This is a genomic window from Pseudomonas fluorescens (assembly GCF_902497625.1).
Lineage (GTDB): Bacteria > Pseudomonadota > Gammaproteobacteria > Pseudomonadales > Pseudomonadaceae > Aquipseudomonas > Aquipseudomonas fluorescens_BQ.
The window spans coordinates 1-16,272 of sequence record NZ_CABVGX010000073.1; the positions used below are offsets into that span (position 1 = coordinate 1).

General features: G+C 58.7%; 15 protein-coding genes, 6 rRNA genes and 1 pseudogene. 20 read left to right on the forward strand and 2 right to left on the reverse strand.

From position 1 onward, the window contains the following. Window positions 1-6 precede the first annotated feature (6 nt). The 6 genes from rrf (F8N12_RS26440) (at window position 7) to rrf (F8N12_RS26465) (ending at window position 1,227) form a co-directional block, all read left to right on the forward strand. A 5S ribosomal RNA gene (gene rrf / locus F8N12_RS26440) occupies window positions 7-122 on the forward strand. Between the two features lie 105 nt (window positions 123-227). Continuing rightward, window positions 228-343 (forward strand): 5S ribosomal RNA (gene rrf / locus F8N12_RS26445). A 105-nt stretch (window positions 344-448) separates the two neighbouring features. Next, a 5S ribosomal RNA gene (gene rrf, locus F8N12_RS26450) occupies window positions 449-564 on the forward strand. 105 nt (window positions 565-669) lie between these two features. Then, a 5S ribosomal RNA gene (rrf, locus tag F8N12_RS26455) occupies window positions 670-785 on the forward strand. 105 nt (window positions 786-890) lie between these two features. After that, window positions 891-1,006: ribosomal RNA gene (gene rrf / locus F8N12_RS26460) — 5S ribosomal RNA — on the forward strand. Window positions 1,007-1,111: 105 nt separating this feature from the next. Further along, a 5S ribosomal RNA gene (rrf, locus tag F8N12_RS26465) occupies window positions 1,112-1,227 on the forward strand. A gap of 108 nt (window positions 1,228-1,335) precedes the next feature. On the opposite strand, the gene F8N12_RS26470 is transcribed toward rrf (F8N12_RS26465), so the two are convergent. Then, window positions 1,336-2,046, reverse strand: a complete 711-nt coding sequence (locus tag F8N12_RS26470; protein WP_150583013.1) for a GntR family transcriptional regulator — start codon at window positions 2,044-2,046, stop codon at window positions 1,336-1,338. A 189-nt stretch (window positions 2,047-2,235) separates the two neighbouring features. Here F8N12_RS26470 and lapG point away from each other — a divergent pair, with 189 nt between their 5' ends. Both lapG and lapD read left to right on the forward strand, forming a co-directional pair. Beyond that, complete coding sequence (lapG, locus tag F8N12_RS26475) at window positions 2,236-2,928, forward strand: cysteine protease LapG (protein WP_150583014.1); 693 nt, start codon at window positions 2,236-2,238, stop codon at window positions 2,926-2,928. A 14-nt stretch (window positions 2,929-2,942) separates the two neighbouring features. After that, entirely contained in the window at window positions 2,943-4,889 is a 1,947-nt protein-coding gene (lapD, locus tag F8N12_RS26480) for a cyclic di-GMP receptor LapD (RefSeq protein ID WP_150583015.1), read from the forward strand. Between the two features lie 33 nt (window positions 4,890-4,922). Here the strand turns inward: lapD and F8N12_RS26485 are convergent, their stop codons facing one another. After that, on the reverse strand, window positions 4,923-5,261 hold the full coding sequence (locus F8N12_RS26485) for a tryptophan synthase subunit beta (protein ID WP_150583016.1): 339 nt from the start codon (window positions 5,259-5,261) through the stop codon (window positions 4,923-4,925). Window positions 5,262-5,611: 350 nt separating this feature from the next. On the opposite strand from F8N12_RS26485, the gene F8N12_RS26490 reads away from it, so the two are divergent. The 12 genes and pseudogenes from F8N12_RS26490 to F8N12_RS26545 all read left to right on the forward strand — a co-directional run. After that, a complete protein-coding gene (locus F8N12_RS26490) occupies window positions 5,612-6,532 on the forward strand; it encodes a LysR family transcriptional regulator (protein WP_150583017.1) in 921 nt (306 codons plus the stop codon). Window positions 6,533-6,761: 229 nt separating this feature from the next. Further along, window positions 6,762-8,297: an MFS transporter gene (locus tag F8N12_RS26495; protein ID WP_150583018.1), complete on the forward strand. Its 1,536-nt coding sequence runs from the start codon at window positions 6,762-6,764 to the stop codon at window positions 8,295-8,297. Between the two features lie 26 nt (window positions 8,298-8,323). Continuing rightward, complete coding sequence (locus tag F8N12_RS26500; protein ID WP_150583019.1) at window positions 8,324-9,388, forward strand: HlyD family secretion protein; 1,065 nt, start codon at window positions 8,324-8,326, stop codon at window positions 9,386-9,388. After that, on the forward strand, window positions 9,385-10,965 hold the full coding sequence (locus F8N12_RS26505) for an efflux transporter outer membrane subunit (protein ID WP_150583020.1): 1,581 nt from the start codon (window positions 9,385-9,387) through the stop codon (window positions 10,963-10,965). Before F8N12_RS26500 ends, F8N12_RS26505 begins: the two co-directional genes overlap by 4 nt. A gap of 101 nt (window positions 10,966-11,066) precedes the next feature. Continuing rightward, window positions 11,067-11,630 carry a hypothetical protein gene (locus F8N12_RS26510; RefSeq protein WP_150583021.1) on the forward strand — a complete coding sequence of 188 codons (564 nt, stop codon included), beginning with the start codon at window positions 11,067-11,069 and terminating at the stop codon, window positions 11,628-11,630. Window positions 11,631-11,813: 183 nt separating this feature from the next. Further along, entirely contained in the window at window positions 11,814-12,059 is a 246-nt protein-coding gene (locus F8N12_RS26515) for a DUF2789 domain-containing protein (RefSeq protein WP_150583022.1), read from the forward strand. A gap of 16 nt (window positions 12,060-12,075) precedes the next feature. Beyond that, a complete protein-coding gene (locus F8N12_RS26520; protein WP_150583026.1) occupies window positions 12,076-12,267 on the forward strand; it encodes a type II toxin-antitoxin system mRNA interferase toxin, RelE/StbE family in 192 nt (63 codons plus the stop codon). 129 nt (window positions 12,268-12,396) lie between these two features. Continuing rightward, window positions 12,397-12,825 (forward strand): MarR family winged helix-turn-helix transcriptional regulator, encoded by a 429-nt coding sequence (locus F8N12_RS26525; RefSeq protein WP_150583023.1) that lies wholly within the window; start codon window positions 12,397-12,399, stop codon window positions 12,823-12,825. Next, window positions 12,822-14,894: an FUSC family protein gene (locus F8N12_RS26530; protein ID WP_150583024.1), complete on the forward strand. Its 2,073-nt coding sequence runs from the start codon at window positions 12,822-12,824 to the stop codon at window positions 14,892-14,894. Before F8N12_RS26525 ends, F8N12_RS26530 begins: the two co-directional genes overlap by 4 nt. Beyond that, window positions 14,891-15,100 (forward strand): DUF1656 domain-containing protein, encoded by a 210-nt coding sequence (locus F8N12_RS26535; RefSeq protein ID WP_008148151.1) that lies wholly within the window; start codon window positions 14,891-14,893, stop codon window positions 15,098-15,100. Before F8N12_RS26530 ends, F8N12_RS26535 begins: the two co-directional genes overlap by 4 nt. After that, window positions 15,097-15,984 carry an HlyD family secretion protein gene (locus tag F8N12_RS26540; protein ID WP_150583025.1) on the forward strand — a complete coding sequence of 296 codons (888 nt, stop codon included), beginning with the start codon at window positions 15,097-15,099 and terminating at the stop codon, window positions 15,982-15,984. The genes F8N12_RS26535 and F8N12_RS26540 overlap by 4 nt, the downstream gene beginning before the upstream one ends. Beyond that, window positions 15,981-16,272: pseudogene (locus F8N12_RS26545) on the forward strand (TolC family protein); the annotation flags it as partial. The gene F8N12_RS26540 and the pseudogene F8N12_RS26545, both read left to right, overlap by 4 nt.

Here is a 16,272-nt window from a genome sequence, read left to right on the forward strand (position 1 = left end):
GAATTTCTTGACGACCATAGAGCATTGGAACCACCTGATCCCATCCCGAACTCAGCAGTGAAACGATGCATCGCCGATGGTAGTGTGGGGTTTCCCCATGTGAGAGTAGGTCATCGTCAAGATTAAATTCCGAAACCCCTATCTGCGTATGCAGGTAGGGGTTTTGTTTTAGTAGAAGTCACCAGTTTTCACCAGCTTGTTTCCGAAACGGGCCGGTCACAGAATTTCTTGACGACCATAGAGCATTGGAACCACCTGATCCCATCCCGAACTCAGCAGTGAAACGATGCATCGCCGATGGTAGTGTGGGGTTTCCCCATGTGAGAGTAGGTCATCGTCAAGATTAAATTCCGAAACCCCTATCTGCGTATGCAGGTAGGGGTTTTGTTTTAGTAGAAGTCACCAGTTTTCACCAGCTTGTTTCCGAAACGGGCCGGTCACAGAATTTCTTGACGACCATAGAGCATTGGAACCACCTGATCCCATCCCGAACTCAGCAGTGAAACGATGCATCGCCGATGGTAGTGTGGGGTTTCCCCATGTGAGAGTAGGTCATCGTCAAGATTAAATTCCGAAACCCCTATCTGCGTATGCAGGTAGGGGTTTTGTTTTAGTAGAAGTCACCAGTTTTCACCAGCTTGTTTCCGAAACGGGCCGGTCACAGAATTTCTTGACGACCATAGAGCATTGGAACCACCTGATCCCATCCCGAACTCAGCAGTGAAACGATGCATCGCCGATGGTAGTGTGGGGTTTCCCCATGTGAGAGTAGGTCATCGTCAAGATTAAATTCCGAAACCCCTATCTGCGTATGCAGGTAGGGGTTTTGTTTTAGTAGAAGTCACCAGTTTTCACCAGCTTGTTTCCGAAACGGGCCGGTCACAGAATTTCTTGACGACCATAGAGCATTGGAACCACCTGATCCCATCCCGAACTCAGCAGTGAAACGATGCATCGCCGATGGTAGTGTGGGGTTTCCCCATGTGAGAGTAGGTCATCGTCAAGATTAAATTCCGAAACCCCTATCTGCGTATGCAGGTAGGGGTTTTGTTTTAGTAGAAGTCACCAGTTTTCACCAGCTTGTTTCCGAAACGGGCCGGTCACAGAATTTCTTGACGACCATAGAGCATTGGAACCACCTGATCCCATCCCGAACTCAGCAGTGAAACGATGCATCGCCGATGGTAGTGTGGGGTTTCCCCATGTGAGAGTAGGTCATCGTCAAGATTGAATTCGAGAACCCCTGTCTGCTAACGCAGACAGGGGTTTTTTCGTTTTGGCCTTGTTATGCGTTGATGCGAGCAGAACGACCCGCTCGCAGAAGGGCTACAGCGTTTATTTGGAGGTTTTTCTGCTTTGAGCTGCTGGACCGGCGAGGTAGCGGGTGATCACCTCAACACCCCTGTTGAGGTGCGATTCAAGCAGCTTCACCGAACGTTCAATGTCGCGCTCTTTCACGGCTTGCAACAAGGCACGGTGATCTTCCTGGGACAGTTTGCCCAACCCCATCGACTCCAGATTGAAGCGCAGGAAGCGTTCCTCCTCATTCAGTCCATCTTCCACCAGTCGCAGAAGCCGGCGATTGGTCGCTTTAGCGTACAGCGCCATGTGGAAGAGACGGTTGAGCCGGCCTATTTCGGCGTAATCACGCTCGATTTCCAGCTCTTCGATGTAGCCCGCAGCCAGTGCGATGTCTTCGCCGTTGAGCAAAGGAATCGACAGGCGCAAGGCTTCTGACTCGAGCAGAATTCGCAGCGAATAAGTCTCTACGGCATCGCCCTGAACCAGTGGCGCAACAACAGCGCCTTTATGAGCGATGACATTGAGCAGAGATTGCGCTTCCAGCTGCCGCAAGGCTTCACGTACGGGCATGCGACTGACGCCGAACAGATCAGCCAGGTCCTGTTGACGCAGGGCGGTGCCGCACGGAATGCGGCCATCGAGGATCGCTGCCCGCAGGGTTTCCTCTATCACCGAGCGAGCCAGGTGCGCAGGAATTGGACCGTTAATCTTAATGTTGTGTAGTGGATTGGGCTTCTGTGTCACGAAAACGCACCCTGAGTGACTTGGATTCTGATCCGGAAGGGACACTAGTGAGCGCCTGCCGAGTTGTCAAACACACCAAAATTCATACTCAAGCGTAGCCCGTCGACAGTGATCTCATCGTGCCATTGTCTTTTAACCGGCTAACCTTCAACATCAATCGATTCCATCTGCCTACCTGGATGCCTCGCATTGTCGGTACGTTTCACGATTCCTCGGATACTGCGCTGGCTGTGCTGCGCGCTTTTGCTCGCCGGCTTTTTGCCCGGCGGTCTGTATGCCGATTGGGATTTTTCCATGATCAGCCGCAAGGCTCAGGCGTTGTATGGGCCTTTGGGCGACGGCCAGCGGCGCATCGATGCCTGGCAGCAGTTGCTGGCTACGCAAAAGCAGATCGGCGAGCTTGAGCAACTGAACGTGGTCAACCAGTTCTTCAACAAACAAATGCGTTATGAAGAAGACGCGGACTTGTGGCATGCGGTCGATTATTGGGAGACCCCGATCGAAGCATTATGGAAGGGGGCCGGTGACTGCGAGGACTACGCCATTGCAAAGTATTTCAGTTTGCGCCGGCTGGGCGTGCCGAGCGCCAAGTTGCGCATTACCTACGTCAAAGCGGTGAGCCTGAACCGCGCGCACATGGTACTGACTTACTACGCCAGCCCAGATGCCATGCCGCTAGTGCTCGACAGCCTGATTGATTCGATCAAGCCGGCGAGCCAACGAACCGATCTCCTGCCTGTCTACTCTTTCAATGCCGAAGGGTTATGGTTGCCGGGTGCGAAGGGCAACAAGAAAGTCGGCGACACTAAACGGTTGTCGCGCTGGCAGGATGTTTTGAAAAAAATGCAGGCAGAAGGTTTCCCGGTCGAGACGACTAATTAGGAGCATGCGCTCAGATGTCTTTGTTCAAACAACTGTTGATTGCTATCTGTCTGTTCCTGGTAGTCGCCTTCACTGGCAGCTTCATGGTCAGCCTCGAGAGCTCGCGCGCTCAGTATGTCAATCAGTTACGCTCACACGCCCAGGATGCGGCGACCGCGCTGGCGCTGTCATTGACGCCGAATATCGACGATCCGGCGATGGTCGAGTTACTGGTCAGTTCGATTTTCGACAGCGGCTACTACGCGAGCATTCGGGTGGTCGATGTGTCGAACGACACGACGCTGGTCGAGCGAAGCGGGATCCCGGCGGTGACTAATGTGCCGGACTGGTTCGTCAGGTTGATTGGTCTGGAGCCGGCAGGCGGCGACGCTATCATCAGCCGAGGCTGGGAGCAGGCGGCGCGGGTCGAAGTGGTCAGCCACCCGATGTTCGCGCTCGCCAAGCTTTGGCAGAGCGCGCTTGGCAGCCTCGGCTGGTTGCTACTGTGTGGCGCGGTCAGTGCGGGTTTGGGTGCGTTGCTGCTGCGTCGGCAGCTGAAGCCGTTGGACTACATGGTCGAGCAGTCTCACGCCATTGCCCGCCGCGAATTCCTCAGCCTGCCGGACCTGCCGCGCACGCCGGAACTGCGTCGGGTGGTGCAGGCCATGAATCAGATGGTCGAAAAGCTCAAGGCGTTGTTTCAGGAACAGGCCGAGCGCAGCGAAAAGCTCCGTGACGAGTCTTATCAGGATGCGTTGACCGGGTTGGCTAACCGGCGCTATTTCGAAATGCAGTTGAACGCCCGCGTGAGTAATCCGGAGCAGGCCAGCTCGGGGTATCTGTTGCTGCTGAGGGTCCGGGATCTGGCAGGACTGAATCAGCGTCTGGGTGGCCAGCACACGGATGAGCTGCTCAAAGCTGTCGGCCAGCAACTCACTCGTGTGTGCGCCAAATACCCGGAAACGCAGAATCTGGTGACACGTGTGCGCGGTGGCGAGTTTGCCGTCCTGGCGCCCGGGTTGATGCGCACAGAAGCGCTGCAGCTGGCTCAGACCCTTGAGAACGCGCTCGCGAGCCTGCACGCGACGGGTGCCACCGACGTGATTTCGGTGGCGTCCATTGGCCTCGCGCCGTTTGCCCATGGAGATACGCCGCAAGCGGTGATCGGTTTGGCAGATCAAGCCCTCGCCCAAGCCGAGGGGCAGGGCGATTCAACTTGGGTGTGCCTCGATCACAGCGCTTGCGCCAGCGTTGGCGAAGATCATCACGCCTGGCACAGTCTGCTTGATCAGGCTTTGAGTCAGCGACGTCTCGAATTGTATTTCCAACCGGTGGTGGCCAGCCAGGACACGACGCTCGTGCTGCATTACAAAGTGCTCTCGCGCCTGATCGACGAGCAGGGCCAAGTGATTCCCGCCGGACGCTTCCTGCCATGGCTCGAGCGGTTCGGGTGGACCGCCCGGCTTGATCGCCTGATGCTGGAACTGGTGCTGGCGCAAATGAGCGGGCACGAGGCGTCACTGGCGCTGAACCTTTCTTCTGCGACCCTGACCGATCCGCAGGCACTGAGCAAAGTCTTCGACAGGTTGCGCGCGCACTCCAATCTGGGCCCGCGACTGACGCTGGAAATCGGCGAAGAACAATTGCCCGATCAAGCTAGCCTTGAGGCGTTGACGCGGCGGCTGCGTGAATTGGGATTCTCGCTGAGCCTGCAACATTTCGGTGGCCGCTTCAGTATGATCGGTAACCTGGCGCGGCTCGGCCTGGCGTATCTGAAGGTTGATGGCAGCTATATCAGGGCGATTGATCAAGAAGGCGACAAACGTCTGTTCATCGAGGCGATCCAGCGTGCTGCGCACAGCATTGATCTGCCGTTGATCGCCGAGCGGGTCGAGACTGAAGGAGAATTGTCGGTGATACGCGAGATGGGAATTTATGGCGTACAGGGGCAGTTGGTGGGTGAGCCGAAGCCTTGGGAGTAAGGGCTCGGCTCTGCCGCTGATAACGGTCGAGGGCTAGATCAGCCCCGCGTCATCGTCATCCACCAGATGACTCAAACCACCGAGCGCCTCCCGCGCCTGGGAGCGGTCCATCAACTTGGCCTGCGCTGCCGCCGGCAGGTCAGTGACGCGGATCACGCCTTTATCAGTCAGTACCTGAATCAAGTCATCGAGCACCCGGATCATGTCCAGGTCGCTCTGCTTGAGTTGTCTGAGATTGCTCGCAACCACCTCGCTGGCGAACCAGGCCTGAACCTCAGGATGGTCAGCCGGCAGCGTCTCGCTGAAATCGGCGTAGGCCTGGCCTTCCACGCGCATCAATTGGCCTTGCGCATTGCGTTGCACGTAGAACATGGGACATCCCTCAGTCGTGTTGCAGTCATCCTGTCAGCAGCATAGGCGAGACCCGCCATATACTTATCCGCTAACAGTGTTTAATTCGCGTCTTATACCCATCATGTCACCTTCCTGCGGACCTGCCGACGCACTGCACGCTCAAGGGCATGCGCGTCGACCAGTCGCGCGCACCTTGAATATCACGTCACGGTCTTCCGTGACCAGCAGATTACCCCGAGCAGCACTGTGGGAGCGAAGCTGCTCTGGGCGGCACGCCGACGATGGGGTCCCGCCACGCAAAGCAGCACTGTGAGGATGTTTGCTAGCATTGCGCTAGAATCACTTCCGATCAGCCACGAGTGCTCTGCATGCAACTCCCGGACATGAATCTTCTGGTCGCCCTCGACGCCTTGCTCGACGAAGGCAGTGTAGTGGGCGCAGCGAGGCGTATGAACCTCAGTCCGGCGGCAATGAGTCGGACATTGACGCGCATCCGCGAGGCAATCGGCGATCCGATTCTGGTACGCGCCGGTCGAGGCCTGGTGCCAACGCCAAAGGCTCTGGAGTTGCGCGAGCAGGTGCGGGAAGTGGTCGAGCAGGCTGCCTTGCTGTTTCGCTCCGCTGATGAAGTGGACTTGGGCAGTCTGCGTCGCCGCTTTAGCATTCGCGCCAACGATTTTTTCGTCGGCGTCTACGGCGGCAAGCTCTTCGACAACATGGAGCGTCAGGCGCCGCACTGCGAATTGCGTTTTGTGCCGGAAGGCGACGGCGATGATGAGGCGTTGCGCGAAGGGCGCATCGATCTGAGCGTAAGCAACAATCGCCCACTGATGCCCGAAGTGAAAATCCAGAATCTGTTTTCGACCCACTTTGTGGGGTTGGTGCGTGAAGATCATCCGCTGTTTGATGAGGAAATCACGGCCGAGCGCTATGCCGGGTTTTCACATATCAGCATGTCGCGACGGGGTATCGCCCGTGGTCCCATTGATACCGCGCTGAATGCGTTGGGCCTGGAACGGCGCGTGGCGGTCATTGCCCCGAGTTTTCATGCGGCGATGTTCGCTTTGCCGGATTCCGACCTGATTCTGCCGGTGCCCAAAGAGGCGCTGCTGAGCGTGCGGCGACTTGGGTTGAAGTTGCGCTCGTTCACCCTGCCGATTCCGCTGCCGACGCTGATGCTGACTCAGGCCTGGCACCCGCGCTTCGACAAAGACCCGGCGCATCGATGGATGCGTGAAACCCTGAAAACCTGTTGCGACGAAACCTGGCTGGCTGCGCAGCCGACCTGATTCTGCGCTGTTTTTGTAGGAGCAAGCTTGCTCGCGATAGCGTCGGCACAGTCGACCTGGTCTGGACTGATCGCCGAAATCGTCGGAATATTTTACAGGAGCACGCTCGCTTTCACAGGGTCATGCATTACTGCATCAAACGCACTTATAACCTGCCGACAAGTTGATTTTCCTCAGCGTTGAGCTTTCTTAAAATGTTCCGGTATTCAACATCCGGAGCGTGCAGTACATGACATCCCTCACGGCCCCGGCCCCTCTCGCTGCGGCCGGCCCGGCTGCGGTCGAGCCGCCGGTTTTCGGTGCGAGAATCATCATTGGTCTGGTGGGTGTGCTGTTGGCGGTGCTGGTTTCCGGCCTCAACGAAATGGTGACCAAGGTCGCCTTGGCCGATATCCGCGGCGCGTTGGCAATCGGCTATGACGAAGGCACCTGGCTGGTCGCCAGCTACACCGCGACCTCGGTGGCCGCCATGGCATTCGCGCCCTGGTGTTCGGTGACGTTCTCGCTGCGGCGATTCACGCTCTGGGCAATCAGCCTATTCACCCTGTTGGGCGCCGTGTGCCCGTTCGCTCCGAATTACGAATGCCTGCTGGTCCTGCGCACCCTCCAAGGCCTGGCCGGCGGCGCCTTGCCGCCTATGCTGATGACAGTCGCGCTGCGTTTTTTGCCGGCCAATGTGAAGCTTTACGGTCTGGCAGGTTATGCACTGACAGCCACGTTCGGACCGGGCCTGGGCACGCCGCTCGCAGGGTTGTGGACCGAACATGTCGGCTGGCAATGGACGTTCTGGCAAATCATTGCACCCTGCCTGATCGCCATGCTCGCTGTCGCTTACGGTCTGCCCCAGGATCCGCTGCGGCTTGAGCGCTTCAAGCAGTTCAACTGGCGCGGGCTGCTCCTGGGATTTCCGGCGATCTGCATGCTGGTGATCGGCCTGCTGCAAGGCAATCGGCTGGACTGGTTCGAGTCGAATCTTATCTGCACATTGCTCGGTGGCGGCTCGCTGTTGCTGGTGCTTTTTCTGGTCAACGAATGGTCACAGCCCATCCCGTTTTTCAAGCTGCAGATGCTCGGCATCCGCAACCTCGCATTCGCCCTCTTGACCCTGGCCGGCGTGTTAGTGGTATTGCTGGCGGTGGTCATCATCCCCTCCAGCTATCTTGCTCAGGTACAGGGTTATCGCCCGGTGCAAACCGCGCCGCTCATGTTGATCGCCGCGTTGCCGCAGTTGCTCGCGCTACCGCTGGTGGCGGCGCTGTGCAACTTGCGCTGGGTCGATTGCCGTTGGGTGCTAGGGATCGGCCTGAGCATGCTGGTGCTGTCCTGCATCGGCGGTTCGCAGCTCACCTCGGCGTGGATTCGCGATGATTTCTACGCGCTGCAGCTGCTGCAGATCTTCGGCCAGCCTATGGCCGTGCTGCCACTGCTGATGTTGTCCACCGGCAGCATAAGCCCGATGGAAGGGCCGTATGCGTCGGCCTGGTTCAATACCGTGAAAGGCCTTTCGGCAGTGATTGCCACCGGCATGATCGATGCGCTGACCACCTCTCGTCTGCACTTTCATTCGACCATGCTGGTGGACCGTCTCGGCAACTCGCCGTTGACCGACAGCGACAGCGCGGGCCTCGCTCAACGGATACATGAGCAGGCCCTGGTGTTGACTGCTGCGGATCTTTATTTGTGCATGAGCGGCGTCGCACTGGCGCTGATCGTGCCGATTTTCTGGCTGCCGACGCGGATTTATCCGCCGCGTGCGCCGGGCTGAAAGTTGCACTGAAACCGAAGGATCTTATGACGACTCAAGCAAAGCAAAAAGTAGTGGTGGCGGCCATAGCGTTGATGGCGGTCGGCGCGTTGGTCTATCTGCTGGCGCCGGGACTATTCGGTCAGCGCACGCAGCAGGCCACCAATGACGCCTTCGTCTCGGCGGATTTCACCTTGGTGGTTCCGCGCGTGGCCGGGTTCATCAAGGAAGTGCTGGTGGAAGACAATCAGCAGGTCAAGGCCGGGCAATTATTGGCACTGATTGATGATCGCGATCTGCGTGCCGCCGCACAGGCCGCCGACGCGGAAACGTTGATGGCCAGGGCGCAGCTGCAAAACGCGCGCGCGACCCTCGAGCGGCAAACGTCGGTGATCGCCCAGGCGCAAGCGACCGTGGTGTCCGCCAAGGCTGAGCAGGCATTCGCAGAGCATGAGCTGAACCGCTACAACCACCTCGCCGGTGTCGGCGCGGGCACGGTGCAGAACGCTCAACAAGCGCGTACGCGTATTGATCAAGCCGCAGCGCGATTGGCCAATGCGACGGCGGTGCTGGCGGCAGAACGCAAGCAAGTAGAGATCCTCACCGCGCAACGTGACGCGGCCGACGGTGGATTGAAACGGGCACAAGCAGCGCTGGAGATGGCCAGCTACGAGCTGTCCTATACGCGCATCGTCGCTCCGCAGGATGGCATGGTGGGCGAGCGTGCTGTGCGCGTCGGCGCGTATGTAACGCCGGGCAGCAAGTTGCTCGCGGTGGTGCCGCTGGACAAGGCGTATGTGGTGGCCAACTTTCAGGAAACCCAATTGACCAACGTGCGACCGGGCCAGGTGGTTCAGGTGAGCGTCGATAGCCTCGGCGGTGAAACGCTACAGGGGCGGGTCGAGAGTATCGCGCCGGCCACCGGGGTGACTTTCGCCTCGATCAAACCGGATAACGCGACCGGTAATTTCACCAAGGTGGTGCAGCGGATTCCAGTGAAAATCGTGCTCGATCCGGGGCAGGCACAGGTGCAGCGGTTGCGGGTCGGGATGTCGGTGGAGGCGCGGATCGATACGGCGGGTGGCGTTGAGCATGAGGTTGCGCAGCGATGAAGATTTTCGTTGGCTGTTCGGACGCTATCGCGAGCAGGCTCGCTCCCACAATGAATAGTCGCAACGACCACACGCTGCGCCCAAAAGGAGATCCCCTGTGGGAGCGAGCCTGCTCGCGATGGGGCCAGTGGCCTTCCATCACATTGAACGCGTTGCTGGTCATGAGCCTTTCAGCCTGCACCGTAGGCCCGAACTTCCAAAAACCTGAGGCACAGCAAATCCCGGCATGGTCGAAGCCGCAAAAAGCGGCAGACAGTCGAGTGATTTCCGAGTCTATGGACGAACGTTGGTGGGAGGTGTTCAACGATCCACAACTCACTGCTCTGACCCAGCGTGCGCTCACCGACAACCTCGACCTGAAACTCGCCAGCAGCCGTTTGCAGCAGAGTCGCGCCGCGCGTCAGGTGATCACCGCCGAGCGTTATCCCTCGACTGCGGCCGATGGCAGCTATGCACGTAAACGCAACAGCGGCGAAGGTCTCAACGATCCTTCAGGGCACGACGGCCAATCGGCTTTCAACCTGTGGGACGCCGGCTTCTCGGCTTCCTGGGAACTCGATTTCTGGGGGCGCGTGCGCCGCCAAACTGAAGTGGCCGACGCGACGCTGGAAATGGCGCAGAATGATCGTCGCGGCGTACTGCTGTCAGTGCTTGCCGAAACGGCTCAGGACTATATCCAACTGCGCGGCGTGCAAAGCACCCGCGCCGTTACCGAGCAAAATCTGCAGGTGGCACGGCACAGCCTGAAACTCTCGCAGCTACGACTGGCTGACGGTGTCGCGACTGATCTGGATGTTGCCGAAGCCGCTGCGCAGGTGGCGGCCATCGAGTCGCGGCTGCCGGCACTGCAGCAGCGCCAATCGCAACTGATCAATGCCCTGAGTTTGTTGATTGGCGAACCACCGCAGGCACTGCAGGCTCAATTGTCCGCTGATGCCCCGGTGCCGCAGACGCCGCGCGAAGTTGCAATTGGCCTGCCCTCGCAACTGGCCGAGCGCCGCCCGGACATTCGTCAGGCCGAAGCCCGTCTGCATGCCGCCACTGCGGGCATCGGCGTAGCGAAAGGCGATTTCTACCCGCGCATCACGTTGTCGGGCAACCTCGGTTCGCAGGCCATGCAGTTGAGCGATTTCGGTTCCTGGAGCTCCCGTGTATTTGGCATCGGTCCGCAATTCAGCCTGCCGCTGTTCGACGGCGGTCGCCTTCGTGGCGTTCTGAATCTACGCGAAGCCCAGCAGCAGGAAGCCGCGATTGCCTACCAGCAAACGGTGTTGCGCGCCTGGCATGAGATCGATGATCAACTGAGCGCTTACAACGCCAGCCAGTTACGCCGCGACAGCCTGGCTGAGGCCGTGCGGCAGAATCGTATCGCCCTGCGTGCTGCGCGACAGCAGTACGTCGAAGGCGTGGTCGATTTCGTCAACGTGCTCACGGTGCAAGGCGAGCTTTTGGCGACTCAGCAGCAGTGGGTCGAGAGTTCGACGGGGGTGTCGGTGGCGATGGTTGGTTTGTACAAGGCGTTGGGTGGAGGATGGGAATCGGTTTATCCGTTGTCGGAATCGTCTGACGGAAAATAATCTCCCTCAGTAGGATGCGTCCTGATTTTTTCCTGTGGGTATTATCGGTCGCGCAGTCGTTTAGGATTTTCGACAATTTCCCTGACGATGAAAATGCTCACATGATTGACCCGTACGCGCCTCCGACCGCCTCTCTGATACCCGATCCCGTGTCTCGTGCTTTTTTCGTCGTGAGTAAATTCAAATTCGCGCTGATGTACGTCCTGACCTGTGGTTTTTATCTGACTTATTGGCTTTACATGAACTGGAAGCTACAGCGGGCGATTGGCAGTAAAGTCTCGCCGTTGGCGCGCACAGTTTTCGGTTTTTTCTTCGTTCACTCTCTGTTCGTCAGAATTGATCTGAGAATCAAAGCGACCGAAAGGCAGTTCGTCTGGTACCCCAAAAGCATGGCCACAGGCGTCCTCGTTCTGATAGGTGCAAATGTTGCGTTGAACTGGATGAACGATTTACGACTAGCCTCTGTGTTGGGCGTTTTGATATTAATTGTGGAAACTTATTGTTTCATGCAAGTGCAGGACGCTATCAATCATGCGGAGAATGACGTCGACGGGTTGGGCAACGCTTCACTGACATGGGCTAACGGTGCCTGGATTGGACTGGGTCTGTGTATATGGGCGTTTGCGTTTATCGCCTATTACGCAATTTTTACCAATGCGGTTTGATGCCCATACCGCTTGCCGGGTCAGCGCGGAACGGACGTCCTGGCGGCTGAGGGCAACGATCGGACTCAGAGTTACGTGCAGCAGGTTTCTGTCTGGCAAGCGACGGTTTACTGTGTGAGCGAGGCTTGCCTGCGATTGACTGCGCAGCAGTCACCTACTCTCAATCCTTTGAAGGAGCCGTACATGGAATCCCCAACTCACAGCCTGCCTTCGCTATTCAAACAGCTCGGCCTGGCCGATGACGCCGAAAGCATCGACAAATTCATCGCCACCCATTCACCGCTCAAACCTGAACTGCATCTGGCCGATGCGTTTTTCTGGAGCGAGAGCCAGGCGCAATTTTTGCGAGGCGAAATTCTGGACGACGCCGATTGGGCCGAGGTAGTGGATCAGTTGAATGTGTTGCTGAGGAAGGGGCGGGGGAGCTAGTCGCGTTCGTGACTGCCTGTCGGCACTTGAAGGGCCGCGCATTCTTGCAGACGCACTGCCTGGGATGGCGGATTGCCACAAAATCAAGTTGAAATCTTCCGAGTACAGGCTCGTTTACGAAGTCATTGATGAGCGGGTAGTCATCTCGGTGGTTGCAGTGGGTAAGCGCGAACGCAGCGCGGTGTATGAGCGGGCCAGGAAGCGATGACGCTGCTTCAGCAGTCGTCGCCAAATTGTTTCAAAACTTGACCAACTTTCCCGTGTTCCTTCACACTGATAGTTAGCAAACTAACAGTGTGTGCATCTTCCCGTGCCGAAAAACCTCGACGCTCTCCAGATGAACATCAGCAGTTCCATGGTGGTGGCCGCCCGTCATTGGCGAAAAATTTGCCAGACCACGCTGGTGAACTATGGAATCTCCGAAGCCTGCGCCGTCCCGTTATTAATGATCGGGCGCCTGGGCGAGGGTGTGCGGCAAGTAACGGTAGCGCAGGCGGCCGGGATGGAAAGTCCGTCGCTGGTACGCTTGCTCGATCAGCTGTGCCACGCCGGTTATGTGCGTCGTACTGAAGACGAACATGACCGCCGCGCCAAATGCCTGAGCCTGACCGAGACCGGGCGCGTGCTGGTGCAAGCGGTCGAGATGGAGCTGGTACGTCTGCGCAATGAAGTACTCGAAGGCATTGCCCAGAGTGATCTGGAGGCGACGCTGCGGGTCTTGAAAGCCTTCGAATCCGCCAACTCGCCATCCACGGTGATGCGGTGAACGGTTTCTTCACCGGCGTCCCGCCCGCGCGCGACTGGTTTTACGGCGTACGCACGTTTGCTGCGTCGATGATCGCGTTGTATATCGCCATGCTCATGCAAATGCCGCGTCCGTATTGGGCGATGGCTACGGTGTATATCGTCTCCAGCCCCTTCGTCGGTCCGACCAGTTCCAAAGCTTTGTATCGCGCGGTAGGTACATTGATGGGTGCAGCGGCGGCGGTATTTTTCGTGCCGATGTTCGTCCAGAGCCCCTATGTGCTGGTGGTGGTCATCGCGCTATGGACCGGCATTCTGCTGTTCCTTTCGCTGCATTTGCGCACCGCCAACAGTTACGCGTTGATGCTTGCCGGCTACACCTTGCCGCTGATCGCTCTGCCGGTGGTGGATAACCCGCTGGCTGTGTGGGATGTGGCTGAAGCGCGGACTGAAGAGATCTTTCTCGGCATCGCCGTGGCTGCGGTCGTTGGCGCGATGTTCTGGCCGCGGAGGCTGGCGCCGGTGTTCAACGATTCGGTGAACAAATGGTTTACCGATGCCTCGACTTACAGCCTGCGCTTCCTCAGTCGAGCCGTGCAGCCGGATGAAGTCAGTGCGTTGCGCGCTTCTATGGTCGCGACCTTCAACACGCTGGAACTGATGATCGGCCAGCTCCCCCACGAAGGTGCCCGCCCGCAAACCGTGCGCAATACCAAAGAACTGCGCGGCCGCATGATCCATCTGCTGCCGGTGGTTGATGCCCTTGACGATGCCCTTTACGCCCTCGAGCGACGCACGCCCGAGCTGGTGGATAAATTTGCGCCGTTGCTCGCAGCCACCCGCGAATGGCTCGATCACAAAGATGCTGATCTCGATCGCTGGCAAGCGTTGAAGCATCAACTGGAAGCGCTGCAACCATCAGCCGAAGCACTTGATGATCGCAAGCAACTGTTGTTCTCCAACGCGCTGTACAGACTCGGCGAGTGGATCGATTTGTGGCAAGACTGCCGCAGCCTGCAATACGCCATCCAGTGCGAAAGCCAGGACAGCTGGCGGGCGGTTTATCGGCACTGGCGGCTCGGTCGCCTGTCGCCGTTTCTTGATCGTGGATTGATGCTGTATTCGGCGGCGTCCACTGTGTCCGCGATTATTGTGGCTTCGGTATTGTGGATTCTTCTTGGCTGGACCGACGGCGGTGCTGCGGTGATCCTGGCCGCCGTGGCGTGCAGTTTCTTCGCGTCGATGGACGATCCGGCGCCGCAGATCTACCGCTTCTTTTTCTGGACCGCAATGTCGGTGCTGTTCGCGAGCCTGTACCTGTTTCTGGTCTTGCCCAATTTGCATGATTTTCCGATGCTGGTGCTGGCGTTTGCGGTGCCGTTCATTTGCATCGGCACGCTGACGGTCAAGCCGCAGTTCTATCTGGGCATGCTGCTGACGCTGGTCAACACTTCGTCCTTCATCAGTATCCAGGGTGCTTACGACGCCGATTTTCTCAGCTTCGCCAATTCCAACCTGGCCGGTCCGGTGGGTTTGCTGTTCGCATTCATCTGGACGCTGGTGGCGCGGCCGTTCGGTGCGGAGCTGGCGGCCAAGCGCCTGACCCGGTTCAGTTGGCGCGACATTGTCACCCTCACCGAACCGGCGTCGCTGGCCGAGCATCGGCAATTGGGTGTGCAGATACTCGATCGGTTGATGCAGCATCTGCCAAGGCTGGCGATGACCGGCCAGGACACCGGCATCGCGCTGCGCGAAGTGCGCGTAGCGCTGAACCTGCTCGACTTGCTCGCCTACACGCCACGTGTGGCGGGCGCACCGCAACGGTTGCTGCAGCAAGTGGTTGCCGAAGTCGGTGAGTATTTCAAAGCCTGCCTCAAAATTGGTGAACGTCTGCCTGCACCGACCTCGCTGCTGATGACCCTCGACCGCACCCGTCGTGCGCTCAACACCGAATGCGATGACGGCGCCCGCTTGCACCTGCTGCACGCCCTGAGCGGTTTGCGTCTGGCACTGTTGCCCGGGGTGGAATTCGTCGGCAATGGCGAACTCGAAGAAACGCTACCCCATGGCATCGATGGAGCGCCTTTATGATCGGTGATCTGGATATCAGCGGGGTGTTCCTGCCCACGCTGCTGGTGCTGATGGGCATTACCTATGTGTTGTTCCTGCTGGTGCACGGGCTGCTGACGCGTCTGCACTTTTACCGTCTGGTCTGGCACCGGGCACTGTTCAACGTGGCTCTCTACGCCTTGCTGCTTGGCGCCGTAGACTCACTCAGTCGATACCTGATGACATGAAAAAACCGTTTCTGACCCTCGGTCGCGTGGTCCTGACCTTGCTGATTGTGACCTTCGCCGTTGTCGTCGTCTGGCGCATGGTGATGTATTACATGTTCGCCCCGTGGACCCGCGACGGACACATCCGCGCCGATATCGTGCAGATTGCGCCGGACGTCTCCGGGCTGATCCAGCACGTGCAAGTGCGCGACAACCAATTGGTGAAGCGCGGCCAGGTGCTGTTCAGCATTGATCAGGACCGTTTCAAGCTGGCCTTGCGTCAGGCCAAGGCCGCCGTCGCCGATCGTCAGGAAACCCTGGCCCAGGCGCAGCGGGAAAACAAGCGTAACCGCGGGCTCGGCAATCTGGTGCCGGGCGAACAACTGGAGGAAAGCCAGTCGCGAGTGGCCCGCGCCGAGGTAGCGCTGATGGAAGCGCAAGTGGCGGTGGACAGCGCCCAGCTCAACCTCGATCGCTCGACCATCCGCAGCCCGGTTGATGGCTACGTCAACGACCGCGCGCCGCGCTCGCAGGAATTCGTTACGGCCGGGCGGCCGGTGCTGTCGGTGGTCGACAGCAATTCGTTCCACATCGATGGCTATTTCGAAGAGACCAAGCTGGACGGCATCCATGTCGGCCAGAGTGTCGATATCCGTGTGATTGGCGACCGGGCGCGGCTGCGCGGTCATGTAGAAAGCATCGTCGCCGGTATCGAAGATCGCGACCGCAGCAGCGGCAGCAATCTGTTGCCCAACGTCAATCCGGCGTTCAGCTGGGTGCGCCTGGCACAGCGGATTCCGGTGCGAATTGCCTTCGACGAGGTGCCCGCCGACTTCCGCATGATTGCCGGGCGCACGGCCACGGTCTCGATCATCGACGAGCAGGACGGGGAGCCCGCGCGATGAGCAAGGCGTCGGGTTTGGCGATTGCTGGATTAGGCTTGCTGCTGTCGGCCTGTCAGGTGGTGGGGCCGGATTACCAATTGCCGGACGACGCGGCAGTCCATCGCGAAGACTTGCAGGGCCAACTGGCGGTGGACGGCGGCACTGTTATGTCCGCCCCGGTACCCGGCGACTGGTGGCGGCTTTATCAGGCCCCGCGCCTTGATCAACTGGTGCAGCAGGCCATGGCGTCCAACACCGATCTGCGGGTGGCGGCGGCGAATCTGTCGCGGGCTCGCGCCCAGGTCGACG

Coding starts and splice junctions, on each gene's coding strand:
- lapD (WP_150583015.1), top strand. CDS start 2,943: ATGTCTTTGTTCAAACAACTGTTGATTGCTATCTGTCTGTTCCTGGTA.
- F8N12_RS26485 (WP_150583016.1), bottom strand. CDS start 5,261: ATGTTCTACGTGCAACGCAATGCGCAAGGCCAATTGATGCGCGTGGAA.
- F8N12_RS26490 (WP_150583017.1), top strand. CDS start 5,612: ATGCAACTCCCGGACATGAATCTTCTGGTCGCCCTCGACGCCTTGCTC.
- F8N12_RS26495 (WP_150583018.1), top strand. CDS start 6,762: ATGACATCCCTCACGGCCCCGGCCCCTCTCGCTGCGGCCGGCCCGGCT.
- F8N12_RS26500 (WP_150583019.1), top strand. CDS start 8,324: ATGACGACTCAAGCAAAGCAAAAAGTAGTGGTGGCGGCCATAGCGTTG.
- F8N12_RS26505 (WP_150583020.1), top strand. CDS start 9,385: ATGAAGATTTTCGTTGGCTGTTCGGACGCTATCGCGAGCAGGCTCGCT.
- F8N12_RS26510 (WP_150583021.1), top strand. CDS start 11,067: ATGATTGACCCGTACGCGCCTCCGACCGCCTCTCTGATACCCGATCCC.
- F8N12_RS26515 (WP_150583022.1), top strand. CDS start 11,814: ATGGAATCCCCAACTCACAGCCTGCCTTCGCTATTCAAACAGCTCGGC.
- F8N12_RS26525 (WP_150583023.1), top strand. CDS start 12,397: ATGAACATCAGCAGTTCCATGGTGGTGGCCGCCCGTCATTGGCGAAAA.
- F8N12_RS26535 (WP_008148151.1), top strand. CDS start 14,891: ATGATCGGTGATCTGGATATCAGCGGGGTGTTCCTGCCCACGCTGCTG.
- F8N12_RS26540 (WP_150583025.1), top strand. CDS start 15,097: ATGAAAAAACCGTTTCTGACCCTCGGTCGCGTGGTCCTGACCTTGCTG.